This window comes from Desertivirga arenae (assembly GCF_017355785.1).
Lineage (GTDB): Bacteria > Bacteroidota > Bacteroidia > Sphingobacteriales > Sphingobacteriaceae > Desertivirga > Desertivirga arenae.
The window spans coordinates 80,251-93,238 of record NZ_JAFEWE010000004.1 but is presented as its reverse complement, the minus strand read 5'-3'; the positions used below and the strand labels follow the sequence as shown (position 1 = coordinate 93,238).

The 12,988-nt window shown below is 38.8% G+C and carries 14 protein-coding genes; 10 read left to right on the top strand and 4 right to left on the bottom strand.

Going from position 1 to position 12,988, the window contains the following annotated elements; translation table 11 throughout:
* Positions 1-45 precede the first annotated feature (45 nt).
* From J4N24_RS10040 to J4N24_RS10030, 3 genes are read left to right on the top strand one after another with little or no spacing between them, the layout of a single operon-like run.
* Positions 46-561 (top strand): LVIVD repeat-containing protein, encoded by a 516-nt coding sequence (locus tag J4N24_RS10040; protein WP_207533554.1) that lies wholly within the window; start codon positions 46-48, stop codon positions 559-561.
* Positions 562-586: 25 nt separating this feature from the next.
* Positions 587-1,324 (top strand): LVIVD repeat-containing protein, encoded by a 738-nt coding sequence (locus tag J4N24_RS10035; RefSeq protein WP_207533553.1) that lies wholly within the window; start codon positions 587-589, stop codon positions 1,322-1,324.
* Positions 1,321-1,986, top strand: coding sequence for a hypothetical protein (locus tag J4N24_RS10030; protein ID WP_207533552.1), 666 nt, complete (start codon positions 1,321-1,323; stop codon positions 1,984-1,986). The genes J4N24_RS10035 and J4N24_RS10030 overlap by 4 nt, the downstream gene beginning before the upstream one ends.
* Here the strand turns inward: J4N24_RS10030 and J4N24_RS10025 are convergent.
* The 4 genes from J4N24_RS10025 to porX form a co-directional block, all read right to left on the bottom strand.
* Positions 1,983-2,936 carry a YihY/virulence factor BrkB family protein gene (locus J4N24_RS10025; protein WP_207533551.1) on the bottom strand — a complete coding sequence of 318 codons (954 nt, stop codon included), beginning with the start codon at positions 2,934-2,936 and terminating at the stop codon, positions 1,983-1,985. The two genes, J4N24_RS10030 and J4N24_RS10025, sit on opposite strands and share 4 nt — an antisense overlap.
* 84 nt (positions 2,937-3,020) lie before the next feature.
* Positions 3,021-4,232: an alanine dehydrogenase gene (locus J4N24_RS10020; RefSeq protein ID WP_207533920.1), complete on the bottom strand. Its 1,212-nt coding sequence runs from the start codon at positions 4,230-4,232 to the stop codon at positions 3,021-3,023.
* Between the two features lie 163 nt (positions 4,233-4,395).
* Positions 4,396-4,812: a tRNA (adenosine(37)-N6)-threonylcarbamoyltransferase complex ATPase subunit type 1 TsaE gene (tsaE, locus tag J4N24_RS10015; protein ID WP_207533550.1), complete on the bottom strand. Its 417-nt coding sequence runs from the start codon at positions 4,810-4,812 to the stop codon at positions 4,396-4,398.
* 23 nt (positions 4,813-4,835) lie between these two features.
* A complete protein-coding gene (gene porX / locus J4N24_RS10010) occupies positions 4,836-6,389 on the bottom strand; it encodes a T9SS response regulator signal transducer PorX (RefSeq protein WP_207533549.1) in 1,554 nt (517 codons plus the stop codon).
* Positions 6,390-6,483: 94 nt separating this feature from the next.
* Between porX and J4N24_RS10005 the strand changes: the two genes are divergently transcribed.
* The 7 genes from J4N24_RS10005 (at position 6,484) to J4N24_RS09975 (ending at position 12,982) form a co-directional block, all read left to right on the top strand.
* Positions 6,484-7,707, top strand: a complete 1,224-nt coding sequence (locus J4N24_RS10005; RefSeq protein WP_207533548.1) for an HD domain-containing protein — start codon at positions 6,484-6,486, stop codon at positions 7,705-7,707.
* 86 nt (positions 7,708-7,793) lie between these two features.
* A complete protein-coding gene (gene lpxD / locus J4N24_RS10000; RefSeq protein WP_207533547.1) occupies positions 7,794-8,837 on the top strand; it encodes a UDP-3-O-(3-hydroxymyristoyl)glucosamine N-acyltransferase in 1,044 nt (347 codons plus the stop codon).
* 11 nt (positions 8,838-8,848) lie between these two features.
* Positions 8,849-10,264 (top strand): bifunctional UDP-3-O-[3-hydroxymyristoyl] N-acetylglucosamine deacetylase/3-hydroxyacyl-ACP dehydratase, encoded by a 1,416-nt coding sequence (locus tag J4N24_RS09995; protein ID WP_207533546.1) that lies wholly within the window; start codon positions 8,849-8,851, stop codon positions 10,262-10,264.
* Positions 10,261-11,043, top strand: a complete 783-nt coding sequence (gene lpxA / locus J4N24_RS09990) for an acyl-ACP--UDP-N-acetylglucosamine O-acyltransferase (RefSeq protein ID WP_207533545.1) — start codon at positions 10,261-10,263, stop codon at positions 11,041-11,043. Before J4N24_RS09995 ends, lpxA begins: the two co-directional genes overlap by 4 nt.
* A gap of 17 nt (positions 11,044-11,060) precedes the next feature.
* Positions 11,061-11,681: an ABC transporter ATP-binding protein gene (locus J4N24_RS09985; protein ID WP_207533544.1), complete on the top strand. Its 621-nt coding sequence runs from the start codon at positions 11,061-11,063 to the stop codon at positions 11,679-11,681.
* An 82-nt stretch (positions 11,682-11,763) separates the two neighbouring features.
* Positions 11,764-12,324, top strand: coding sequence for an elongation factor P (gene efp / locus J4N24_RS09980; protein ID WP_207533543.1), 561 nt, complete (start codon positions 11,764-11,766; stop codon positions 12,322-12,324).
* Positions 12,325-12,370: 46 nt separating this feature from the next.
* Positions 12,371-12,982, top strand: a complete 612-nt coding sequence (locus J4N24_RS09975) for a 5-formyltetrahydrofolate cyclo-ligase (protein WP_207533542.1) — start codon at positions 12,371-12,373, stop codon at positions 12,980-12,982.
* Positions 12,983-12,988 lie beyond the last annotated feature (6 nt).

The following is a 12,988-nucleotide window of genomic DNA, read 5'->3' as shown; positions in this document are numbered from 1 at the left end:
CAGTTTCAGTAAATCAATTATCTTTACAACTAAACCTAAATGATTATGATGACTAAAATATTCATTCCAGCTACCTGTTTTTTAATAATGCTCCTTTTTGCAAGCATGGGCGTACCAAGTGAGCCTGTTCATTATACAGATTACCGCCCTATATTGTTGAGCCGAGAATCATTAGAAAGGTCTATAACCCTTCTAGCTGCCCGAGAGATTAAATCTCCAGCAAAAATCTACTATAAAGACAAGTATATTTTTATCAGTGAAAACTATAAAGGAGTACATATAATAGATAATCAAGACCCTACAAATCCAAAAAATATTTCATTTATTTCAGTCCCCGGCTGTGTTGACATGGCTATTAAAGGAAATGCATTGTATGTAGATAACGCAACTGATCTGGCAGTGGTAGATTTAGAGAATATAAAAACGTCCGGAATTAAAGTTACTAAAAGGATAAAAGACGCGTTCCCGGAGATAGTTCCTCCTGACGGCTATCAAATTCCAGAAAAATACTCGCTTAGCAACCGACCTGCTAATACAGTTGTTGTAGAGTGGGTGAAGTAATAAACAAATTCTTAATCGCAAAATAATGAAACACCTTTTTATCGCAATCCCCATTTTTCTCCTGCTAAGTTCTTGTGGCAAAGACTCTGCCGGCAGCTCTGATGGTCCTAGTACCGGAGCCGGCAAGGGTGGTTCTCTCGCAAGATTTGCAACAACCTCCACCCATCTCTATACTATTACCTCGACCGATCTACAAACATATGATGTTTCGACCGCAACAAATCCCGTCTTTCAGTCAAGGTATTCACTTGGCTTTGACATTGAAACTATTTTTCCAAAAGGAGATCAGTTATTTATAGGAACTCAAACAGGGATGAGGATTCTTGACATTAAGGATCCTGATGCACCTAAGCAGATCTCCAGTTTTTCCCACATAAGGAGTTGCGATCCTGTCACTGCAAATGATAATTATGCTTTTATAACCTTGAGGACGGGCAATCCCTGTACCCGGGGAGTTAACGAGCTGAATATTTTAAATATTTCTAATATAACGAACCCTACATTATTCAAAACCCTTCCGATGAATGAACCGAAGGGATTAGCAGTAGATGGCAACAATTTGTTCGTTTGTGATGGAGGAATTAAACACTACGATATTAGCAATATCAATAATATTGTACTGAAGAAGAAAACTGTAGTAGATGCAACAGATGTAATTGCACACGAAGGAAAATTAATGGTCATCGGTGCAAGTGGAATGTATCAGTATGACTATACCTCCGGAGACCTGGTACTTTTGAGTCAAATACCTGTAGTGAAATGAGGAGGCTGAAACATCTTATTTTTACTGTATTCCTGGCCTTTCCATGCATATCACAGGCGCAAGGAGATCAAAAGCAAGAAAAAAAAGCATCCATCACTGTTTCAACAGATCTCTTGCAATACTTCAATGATATATACAAGTATGATATTGAGGGAAAGAAAACAGATTCGCACCTTTCACATTTTTTAAGTATTGAGCTGGTTAATGGACGCACCAATAATCAGTCAGCATGGTATACAAATAGTGGCACAGATCCAATTTCCGGATTTGGTTTAGGAATTCATCAGAAATGGGTGGCAAGAAAGGGTAATCCTAAAAGTACTCCTTATATTGCTTATGGAATTGGACTGAGGAAGGTGTTTATAAAATACTCAGCTGTTGGTTTTTCCCGCTATACTGAAAACTCTCTTGATTACTACATCTGGGGACCTTATAATGATAAAGTAGAAATTAAGTCAGGAATGGCCAATGCTATTGGAGGAATCCAGTTTAAACATTCTACAAATATTGTTTTAGACGGCTATTTTGGTATCGCGTATAAAATTAGTGATTCAAATAGTTTAAAGATCGGTTCCAGAGAGTATAACAAGACGTTCTCCAGCTTTGCTTTTGAAGGACTCGGATTTCAAGTTGGGGCTAAATTAGGCTTTAAAGTCTATTAGCCCTTTTCCTGATCCTTATTCTGCTTGGGAAGGACGGGTACATCCTTCTCAACCTCAATTTGCTTTAAATGCACAGCATAGGAAGCCGGCTCGATCCTTCCACAATATTTTTCAGTATACACTTGAGTAAATTCTGCGCCAAAGTATAAGATCGCTGCCGAATAGTATATCCAAACTAAAATTACAATTATAGATCCGGCGGCCCCATAAGTAGTCCCAGGGCCCACCTTTTCTATATATAAAGAAATTACATAGCGCCCGATCATAAAGAGCAGTGCAGTAAAAAAAGCCCCGGCTCTTACGTACTTCCACTGAATTTTCACATCTGGAAGGAACTTAAATATAATGGAGAATAGCGCTGTTAACACGAAGAAGGTTAGCGCAAGATTGAGAAGCATAATTAGTATTGTGATGTCAGGAAAATAAACCTGCAATCGGTCGCTCAAAGCGGTAATTATTCCATTAACAACCAATGAAACAATAAGAAGAAAGCCTAAGGAGGCAATCATAGAGAAGGAAAGCAGGCGATTCGTTATCATCTTTAACCATCCTTTTTCAGGTTTAGCCTTCACTCGCCAGATCAGATTTATAGAATCCTGGATCTCAAGAAAAACTCCGGTAGCTCCAAGAAAAAGGGTAACGGTACCAACTACGATTGCCCAAGTGGAATTTTGTTTAATGGCAGCATTCTGAATAATTTCCTGTACTTGTAATGCTGCTTCCGGGCCAATGAATCCATTCATTTCTTCAAATACCTTCCCTTTGAAGGCATCTTCACCATATATCTTGCCTGCCAGATAAATAAGCATCAGCAACATTGGCGCAAGAGAGAAAAGAGTATAATATGAAAGTGCTGCGCAGAGTTTCAAGCAACGGTCATCCATAAATCCATTGAATGATCCTACCAAAACCTGCCACAGCTTCTTGAAAGTATTTTTATTAAAGTGCATAAATTTCAGCTTAGATAATATCTCTAAATACTGAAAACCAAGAAAGTGTTTGATTGCACTCTATTTGTTCGGGAATAAAAGCGTTTATCTATTGGAAACGATTAACAACTCAAGATCTTTCGGAGGAATGTTAAAACGCTCTGCCAGATGCTTATTGGTTAAATGTCCCTGGTAAAGATAGATAGCATTACGTACCCCCGGTCGTTCCCAAATCACATTTTTTATTCCGCCTTTCTCTCCCATGTCAACCAGTATAGGTGTAAAAATATTGGTTAGAGCATAAGTCGCTGTTCGAGCTACCCTCGAAGCAATATTAGGCACGCAATAATGAATTACATCGTACTTTCTAAAAACCGGATGAGTGTGATTAGTGATTCTAGAGGTCTCGAAGCATCCTCCCTGATCAATACTTACATCAATAATTACCGAATTCGGCTTCATTTTGCTTACTGTCTCCTCAGAGATAAGACATGGACTTCTTCCATTGGTAGAGCGAATTGCACCAATTACTACGTCGCAAGTTGTGATAGCCTTATTTAAGACAATAGGCTGAATAACAGAAGTGAAAACTTTGCTTCCAATATTATTTTGAAGGCGACGAAGCTTATACAAAGAGCTATCAAAAACTTTAACTTCAGCACCAAGGGCTATTGCCGTTCTCGCGGCATATTCGCCAACCGTTCCAGCGCCAAGAATAACAATTTCTGTAGGAGGAACACCTGTAATACCACCAAGCATAAGTCCCTTTCCATCAAAGACATTGCTTAAGTACTCTGCTGCTATCAGGATCGATGTAGCTCCAACTATCTCGCTCATAGAGCGGATGACACTTAGAATCCCTCCTTCATCTCTCAAATACTCGTAAGAAAGGGCAGTAATCTTTTTTTTCATCATAGCCTCAAGGCTATCTGCCTTCAGAGACGCCATCTGCAATGTTGAAAAGAGCACCTGACCGGGTTTCATCAGATTGATTTCCTCTTGAGTAGGAGGTCCAATTTTAATGATGATGTCTGATTTGAAAACTTCCTTCTTATCGTAGATTATTTGGGCACCCTGCTCGCTGTAATCTTTATCGGAGAAATTTGCACCATCTCCTGCCCCGGCTTCTAAAACTACCTGGTGCCCATTATTAACTAATAAAGCAACTGACAAAGGGGTAAGAGCTATACGGTTTTCCTGAAAGGAAGTCTCCTTAGGAATGCCAATATGTAAGCTGTTTTTACGGCTTTTTACTTCGAGCATTGCCTCTTGAGGCTGCATCATCGCCTGCTTTGCAATGTCGGAAAGTTCGCTCATCATGTTTTTATGCTCAAATATGTTCCTTGCCTTTAGTTAAAATGCAGGAATTCTGATTTATTTACAATTTATAGTCGGTAAAAGAGCAAACGCTCAATATTCCCATATTCAACCTATAAAGCTAAAATACTTCTGCAATTCTTCCTAAAACAATTCCCTAAAATCATTTTTTGTTTGCAGAAATTACGCGTTCTGTATCTCCTGTTACCTGTATTTCTACCTGTACGAAGCTGTTTGGTAATAGATTAGGTACCTTTTCTGGCCATTCTATAAAGCAGTAATTACCAGAGTAAAAATAATCTTCATAACCCAGGTCAAAAGCCTCTGATTCTTGCTTTAAGCGATAAAAATCGAAGTGAAAAATAGGTCCATGAGGGGAACAATACTCGTTTACAATAGAGAACGTGGGACTAGACGTTGCATCTGAAACCTCTAGTACCGAGCACAGATTTTTAATAAAGGTAGTTTTCCCCGCGCCCATATCGCCATAGAATATAAATATTTTTTCCTGACCGGCGAGATCCAGCACTTTAGATGCAACATAAGACAAATCTGCTGCTGAAGAAACTCTAATTTCCATTTACAAAGATAATCAGCTGTAACCTATTTAGGACTATAAGTTATATAGGGCACAATCATTTCCTCGAGTGAAATTCCACCGTGCTGGAATGTTTCGTTGTAGTAGTTAACAAATTGATTGTAATTGTTAGGATAGACGAAATAAGTATCCTCCTTAGCAAAAATAAAGCTGGAACTGACATGTAATTTCGGTAAAAATGCATCGTGAGGGTTCTTAATATGAAGAACGTCTTTTGCAATGAAGTTTAGGTTTTTACCCTGCTTATATCGCAAATTAGTGTTGGTATTTCTATCTCCTACTACTTTGCTCGGATGCTTTACACGGATGGTTCCATGGTCTGTAGTAATAACAAGTTTAATGTTTTTCTGAGAAAGCTTTTTCAAGGCATCTAACAGAGGGGAGTGTTCAAACCACGACAAGGTGAGCGAGCGATAAGCAGCCTCGTCATTAGCTAGTTCTCTGATCATAGCCATGTCTGTACGAGCATGAGAAAGCATATCAACGAAGTTGTAAACTATTACGTTTAAGTCATTTCCCATGAGATTACTAAGATTTTCAACTACTTCCTTACCTTGTTCAAAGGTTAGAACTTTCGTGTAAGAATGTTTTACTTCTTTTCTCAAAACCCGTTGCAGCTGATCTTGCAGAAATTGTTCTTCGAACAAATTCTTACCGCCCTCATCCTCATCGTTTTGCCACATAGTAGGAAATCTTTTCTCCATTTCTGTTGGCATCAGTCCAGAAAAAATAGCATTTCTTGCATATTGAGTAGCAGTTGGTAAGATGCTGTAGTAGGTGTCCTCCTCATCCAACCGGAAGTATTCAGTAATCATCGGATTGATAATCTTCCACTGATCGTACCTTAAGTTATCTATCAGGATAAAAAAAGTAGGTTTACCCGCTTCCAGTGTAGGAAAAAGTTTTTTCTTCATTAAACGATCTGAAGTGAGGGGGCCGGAATCGGGATTCTTTACCCAGGACAAGTAGTTTTTTTCTATAAACTTGGAAAACTGTGCGTTAGCTTCAGATTTCTGCATGGTAAGGATTTCATGCATGCCAGCATCCTCCAGTTTTTCCAGAGAAAGCTCCCAATAAATCAGCTTTTTATAAACGTCTGCCCATTCTGCAAAGCTAAGGTTATCATTAAGGATCATCCCGAGGTTCCTGAAATCCTGTTGATAAGCCATAGAAGTTTTTTCACTGATAAGACGTTTGTTTTCAGTCAGCTTTTTAATGGTGAGCAATACTTGTTTTGGATTAACAGGCTTGATCAAATAGTCATCGATCTTGGAACCAATGGCATCTTCCATCAGGTGCTCCTCTTCATTCTTTGTAATAAGAACAACTGGGGTGTCGGGACTGATACTCTTTATCTCTGCCATTGTTTCCAGACCTGTTAAACCCGGCATATTTTCATCCAGAAATACCAGATCATAGTAACCTTTTTTAAATGCGTCTAACGCATCATTGCCGTTGGTAAAGGTATCGACCTTATAGCCCTTATCATTTAATAAAAGTATATGAGGTTTTAGTAAATCTATTTCATCGTCCGCCCAAAGGATCGTTGTTTCCTGCATTTTAAAGTAAATTATTTCAATTAGCCAAGGTATAACACTTAATTGAGTTTTTTGTATCGGGAAAAATAACAATTTTTGCAGCGAGGACTCAACTTTGAATAAGAAAAAGATAATCAATGATCCCGTATACGGATTCATCACTATACACTTCGAGCTCATTTTCGACCTGATCGAGCACCCTTACTTTCAAAGGTTAAGAAATATTAAACAATTAGGCATGACGCACCTGGTTTATCCAGGCGCACTCCACACGCGTTTTCATCATGCTTTAGGCGCTATGCACTTAATGGGCCTTGCAATTGAGACATTACGAAGTAAAGGTCATGAAATAACACCAGCGGAGGAGGAAGCTGTTACAGTTGCCATTTTACTGCATGATATTGGACATGGCCCTTTTTCTCACGCACTGGAGCACACTATAGTGGAGGGAATAAATCACGAACATATCTCCACTCTTCTGATGAATAACCTCAATAAGGAGTTTGGAGGAAGGCTGACCATGGCCCTCGAAATATTTAATAATCGATATCCAAAAAGCTTCCTTTACCAACTTGTATCGGGTCAGCTGGATCTGGATAGAATGGATTATTTGAATCGAGACAGTTTTTTCACAGGTGTTTCGGAAGGAATTATTGGGTTTGACCGGATAATAAAAATGCTTGAAGTTGCTGATGGACAGATCGTAATTGAAGAAAAAGGCATTTATTCAATTGAAAAGTTTTTGATAGCAAGAAGATTAATGTACTGGCAGGTCTATCTTCATAAAACAGTGATTGCAGGAGAACAATTACTGGTAAAAATATTGGAGAGAGCTAAATGGCTTGCAAGCCGGGGACATTCATTATTTGCAACGCCAAATTTGGCACATTTCCTGAATAACTCTATTACCAGAAAGGATTTTGAAGAAGACCCGAGGCATCTGGAGTGTTTTTCGGGTTTAGATGATTCTGATATCTTTACTTCAGTTAAAGTCTGGACGAAAGATGAGGACTGGATTTTATCAGAATTATGTCGAAATTTAGTTCGTAGAAATCTTTATCAAGTCGAAATTTCTACTGAACATCCTGCCACTGCAAGAGTAGCGGGACTGGTTGAGAGCGCGGTGAAAAAATATGGTGTGAGCTATGAAGAAGCCTCATTCTTTGTGTTCACCACATCAATCCGGAATAGTGCATACAGGGCTGACGATGGCATGATAAATTTGCTTATGAAAGATGGAACGGTTCGCGACATTACTGTTGCATCAGACAATTCCAACCTTGCAGCACTTGCAAAAACCGTCAAAAAACACATCCTTTGCCACACAAAAGGATTATAAAAACCAATAAGTAAGTGGATTTCAGCGTTTAAGTACGAGGTGGTCTTAAAATTTGTTCATAAATTAATAACATATAAATTTGCCCGATGCAATTTACTGCCCAACAAATCGGAAGTTTACTTAATGGCTCGGTGGATGGAAATCCAGAGGTTACTGTAAACAAGTTAGGTAAAATTGAAGATGCTGAAGAAGGGGCCTTGTCTTTTCTTGCTAATCCTAAATATGAGCAGTTTTTGTATGATACGAAAGCATCTGCAGTAATTGTAAATGAAAGTTTTATTCCAACAGCCCCTGTACATACAACCTTGATAAAGGTTAAAGACGCTTATAGTGCCTTTTCTGTTTTACTGGAAGCATACAATTCCTTTAAATTAAATAAAGTCGGAATCGAAGAACCCTCCTTTATTCATCCTACCGCGAAAATCGGGAAAGACGTTTATATAGGAGCATTTGCCTATATCGGAGCAAATTCAATTATCGGCGATAATAGTAAGGTTTATCCACAAGTCTATTTGGGAGACAACACTGAGCTAGGTAAAGAATCGACTTTGTTCTCGGGCGTTAAAATATATGCTGACTGTAAGGTAGGTGACAGAGTTGTTATCCATTCAGGAACTGTTATTGGCAGTGATGGATTTGGATTTGCACCTCAGGCAGACGGAACTTACACCAAGGTGAGCCAAATCGGAAATGTAATAATAGAAGACGATGTAGAGATCGGTTCAAATACATCCATCGATTGCGCTACAATGGGATCGACAATTATTAAGAAAGGGGTAAAGCTTGACAACCTGGTTCAAATAGCTCATAACGTAGAAATTGGAACAAATACCGTGATCGCTGCTCAAACAGGGATTTCAGGAAGCACAAAGATCGGTGAACATTCTGTTATCGGAGGTCAGGTAGGTATAGTTGGACATATTACCCTTGCAAAAGGCACACAGATCCAAGCTAAATCAGGCATTAATCACAGTATTACCGAAGAGAATAAACGCTGGGCGGGAGCTCCGGCGACTGCTTATACATCTCATATGCGCTCTCAGGTGATTGTTAACAGACTACCTGAGCTTGAGCGTCGAATTCATGAGTTAGAAAAGAAATTACTAGAACAAACAAATAAAAACGGCTGATTACATCCGATATGAATGTTAAACAACGTACTATAAAATCTGAAATTACTATTTCAGGGACAGGGTTACACACTGGCGAACATGTAAATATGACATTTAAGCCTGCTCCTGAGAATCACGGATATAAATTCAAAAGAGTTGACGTTGATGGTCAGCCTGTGATTGATGCAGATGTTGATAATGTAACCGACACTTCCAGAGGCACAACCATTTCTCAAAATGGAGCAAGCGTAAGCACGATAGAACACGTGCTCGCTTCATTAGTTGGTTTAGAGGTAGATAACGTGCTTATTGAGATGGATGGACCAGAAACTCCTATTATGGATGGCAGTTCAATCCAATTTATAGAAGCATTAGAGAGTGTTGGATTTGTTGAACAGGAAGCCGATAGGGAATATTTTCATATTCCTTACAATATCCATTATACTGAACCCGACAGAAAAGTGGAAATGGTAGCAATGCCATTGGATGCTGATTATCGTTTTACTTGCATGATCGACTATAACTCACCAGTTCTAGGAAGTCAGCATGCTGCTATCAGTACGATAACTGAATTCAAAAAAGAAGTTGGTTCGAGCCGAACTTTTTGCTTTCTGCACGAACTTGAAATGCTACTTAAGCACAATTTAATTAAAGGGGGAGACTTAAATAATGCTATAGTAGTAGTTGATAAAGATGTTAGCAAGGAGGAGTTAAAGCATCTTGCTGTGCTTTTTAACCGGGAAGACATTGATGTTGCCCGAGAAGGCATTTTAAATAATATTGAACTTCGTCATCAAAACGAACCTGCGCGTCATAAGCTCCTTGACATGATAGGAGACCTTGCCTTGGTTGGAGTGCCTCTGCGCGGCCATATTATGGCAGCAAGACCTGGGCACGCGGCCAATGTAGCATTCGCAAAGAAGATCAAAGCCCTGATCAAAAAAGAACGCAGCAAGAAAACAGTAAAAGTTTATAATCCAAACGTTCCTCCTGTTTACGACACGGTGCAAATCATGAATATTCTACCGCATCGTCAACCATTCTTGTTAGTAGATAAGATTTTAGAGCTTACTAAAAGTCACGTGGTAGGGGTAAAGAACGTTACTATGAATGAAGAACTTTTCGCGGGTCACTTTCCAGGTTCTCCACTCTTCCCTGGCGTACTTCAAATTGAAGCGATGGCACAAACAGGCGGTATTTTAGTTTTAAACACAGTTCCTGACCCTGAAAACTGGCTGACCTTATTCCTTAAAATTGAGAATGCGAGGTTTAAAGATAAAGTAGTTCCTGGAGATACATTAATATTCAGGTGTGATCTGATTGCACCGATACGTAGAGGAATTGCGCAAATGAAGGGCATTGGTATGGTAGGAGAAAAGATTGTCGTAGAAGCTGAACTGATGGCCCAAATAGTAAAAGTTAAAGAAAGTCAACCGCAACAATGATTCAACCCTTAGCATATATTCATCCACAGGCAAAAATTGCAGATAATGTAGTGATTGAGCCCTTTGTTACTATTCATAAAAACGTTACGATTGGAGAAGGCACATGGATAGGCCCAAACGTGACTATTATGGATGGAGCTCGGATAGGTAAAAATTGCCGCATTTTTCCCGGAGCAGTTATATCCGGGCAACCTCAAGATCTGAAATTTGCAGGGGAGGATACAACGGTAGAAATTGGAGATAACACTACTATTCGTGAATGTGTAACTATTAATCGTGGTACTGCAGATCGCTGGAGAACCAGAATTGGCAAAAACTGCCTTATTATGGCTTATTGTCACGTTGCTCATGATTGCGAGATTGGAGATAACTGTATCTTCTCTAACAATACAACAATAGCAGGCCATGTAACTGTGGGTGATAATGTAGTATTAGCGGGTATGGTTGCTATTCACCAATTTTGTAAAATAGGCTCACATGCATTCGTTACTGGCGGTTCATTAGTCAGGAAGGATGTTCCTCCATATGTAAAAGCTGCAAGAGAGCCTCTTTCTTATGTAGGAATTAACTCTGTAGGCCTACGTAGACGTGGTTTCTCTTCAGAGGTGATCAATGAGATTCAGGATATTTATAGAACTTTGTTTGTAAAGAAATATAATATTACCACCGCTTTAGATTTAATAGAAGCGGAACATCAGCCGACTGAAGTTCGAGATGAAATCCTTGATTTTATCCGCAACTCTAATCGTGGTATTATGAAGGGATTTTCTGGAGCTTAGCCTATATAGCCGGAAATATGAGAATTGAATTAAATCATATAGGCCGGCGATTTAACCGGGAGTGGATTTTCAGAAACCTCGATTACGTATTTGAACAGGGCATATCTTATGCTATCCTTGGTGCAAACGGTTCTGGAAAATCCACTCTTTTGCAAGTTGTAGCAGGTAACTTAAGTCCATCTGAGGGCAAGATTTCCTATTTACGACAGGAGCAGCAGCTAGACGAGGAGCTTATTTACAACTACCTTAGCATTGCAAGTCCCTACCTGGAGCTCATAGAAGAATTTACTCTTACTGAGCTTATAAACTTTCATTTTAACTTTAAGTCGTACCATCCAGATCTAAATACAAAAGCAGTAATTGAGCTTTTGGGCTTTGAAAAATCAAAACATAAGCCAATTAAGTATTTCTCTTCAGGAATGAAGCAAAGAACTAAACTGGCATTGGCTTTTTGTGCAGACACCCCTTTTCTCCTATTAGACGAGCCTACCGCTAATTTAGATAACCAGGGAATTGATTGGTATAAAAGCTTTGTTAAACATTTTTCTTCAAATCGCTTAGTTATTATTTGCTCAAATCAGGAACATGAATATGATTTTTGTGAGCAAACTCTTAATATTCAAGATTACAAAACCTAATCTATCATTTTAAATCTTATTCAGCTTTCTCGATATTTTTATTAAAACCTTATCTTTGCGCCTCAAAATCCGCTAATAAATTATGGCTAAAGCATCAGAAATAAAAAACGGCAGCATCCTTCGTTTTAACGGCGAGCTGGTTGCAGTAGAAGAGTTCATACACAGAACACCAGGTAATCTTCGTGCTTTTTACCAGGCAAGAATGAGAAACGTTAAAACTGGGAAATTAGTTGAATACCGTTTCCGCACTGATGAAGAGGTTGAAATTTGCCGTGTTGAAACTAATGATTACCAATACCTTTATGAAGATGGCGATTTCTTCGTAGTAATGGACAACACTTCGTTTGAACAATTTAACATTCCTAAACACCTATTCGGTTTTGGTGCCAAATTCATGAAGGAAGGGATGAATGTTATTGTGGCATTTGAAAGCGAAGAGCCTATTCAGGCAACACTTCCTGCTAGTATTGAGTTGCAAATTACTTATACAGAGCCTGCGGTAAAAGGCGATACTTCTACAAATGCAACTAAATATGCTACGGTAGAAACAGGCGTGGAGATCCGTGTACCTTTATTTATAAATGAGGGTGACAAAGTTCGAGTTGATACCAGAACCGGAGACTATATAGAGCGAGTTAAATAAGAATATTACAATAAAGGATAAACTTTAAATTATTGACACGGTTGCAATGACAAATTGTAACCGTTTTTTATTTTACACCGTGAACAAATCGTCTTTAAGAAAAGTATACCTTCAGAAACGGAAAGAATTGACAACTGATTTAATAGAAGTTTACTCGCAGAATATTCTTTCTAATCTTAAGACTTTAGACATATTCAGTAATGCAAAAACGCTTCACATTTTTTATCCAATCGTTGGAAAAAAGGAAGTAAATACGCTAATTATAGTTGAGTGGTTTCGAAATGAATACCCCGATATTAAACTAGTCCTGCCAAAAAGCAATTTGCAAAATCATACCCTTGAGCATATTACCTGGACAGATGATACTCCGCTGGCACTTAACGAATGGGGAATAACAGAGCCAGAATACGGGCAAGCTGTGGCCCCAAAAGAAATAGATATTGTTATCATGCCTTTACTTGCTGTAGATAAAAGAGGGAACAGAGTAGGTTATGGTAAAGGATTCTACGACCGATTTTTAACGGAATGCAGAACAGATACGATAAAAATAGGACTATCTTTTTTCGAACCGGAAGAAGTAATTGAGGGTGTCGACACTTTTGATATCCCTCTAAATATCACCGTTACTCCAAATAGGATTTGGAAAATGAACCCCTGAAAGTAC

Bases quoted from the DNA above. Each gene is read 5' to 3' on its own strand.
- efp (WP_207533543.1), top strand. From the start codon at position 11,764: ATGGCTAAAGCATCAGAAATAAAAAACGGCAGCATCCTTCGTTTTAAC.
- J4N24_RS10030 (WP_207533552.1), top strand. From the start codon at position 1,321: ATGAGGAGGCTGAAACATCTTATTTTTACTGTATTCCTGGCCTTTCCA.
- lpxD (WP_207533547.1), top strand. From the start codon at position 7,794: ATGCAATTTACTGCCCAACAAATCGGAAGTTTACTTAATGGCTCGGTG.
- J4N24_RS09995 (WP_207533546.1), top strand. From the start codon at position 8,849: ATGAATGTTAAACAACGTACTATAAAATCTGAAATTACTATTTCAGGG.
- J4N24_RS09985 (WP_207533544.1), top strand. From the start codon at position 11,061: ATGAGAATTGAATTAAATCATATAGGCCGGCGATTTAACCGGGAGTGG.
- J4N24_RS09975 (WP_207533542.1), top strand. From the start codon at position 12,371: ATGACAAATTGTAACCGTTTTTTATTTTACACCGTGAACAAATCGTCT.
- J4N24_RS10040 (WP_207533554.1), top strand. From the start codon at position 46: ATGATGACTAAAATATTCATTCCAGCTACCTGTTTTTTAATAATGCTC.
- porX (WP_207533549.1), bottom strand. From the start codon at position 6,389: ATGCAGGAAACAACGATCCTTTGGGCGGACGATGAAATAGATTTACTA.
- J4N24_RS10020 (WP_207533920.1), bottom strand. From the start codon at position 4,232: ATGAGCGAACTTTCCGACATTGCAAAGCAGGCGATGATGCAGCCTCAA.
- J4N24_RS10025 (WP_207533551.1), bottom strand. From the start codon at position 2,936: ATGCACTTTAATAAAAATACTTTCAAGAAGCTGTGGCAGGTTTTGGTA.
- J4N24_RS10035 (WP_207533553.1), top strand. From the start codon at position 587: ATGAAACACCTTTTTATCGCAATCCCCATTTTTCTCCTGCTAAGTTCT.
- tsaE (WP_207533550.1), bottom strand. From the start codon at position 4,812: ATGGAAATTAGAGTTTCTTCAGCAGCAGATTTGTCTTATGTTGCATCT.
- lpxA (WP_207533545.1), top strand. From the start codon at position 10,261: ATGATTCAACCCTTAGCATATATTCATCCACAGGCAAAAATTGCAGAT.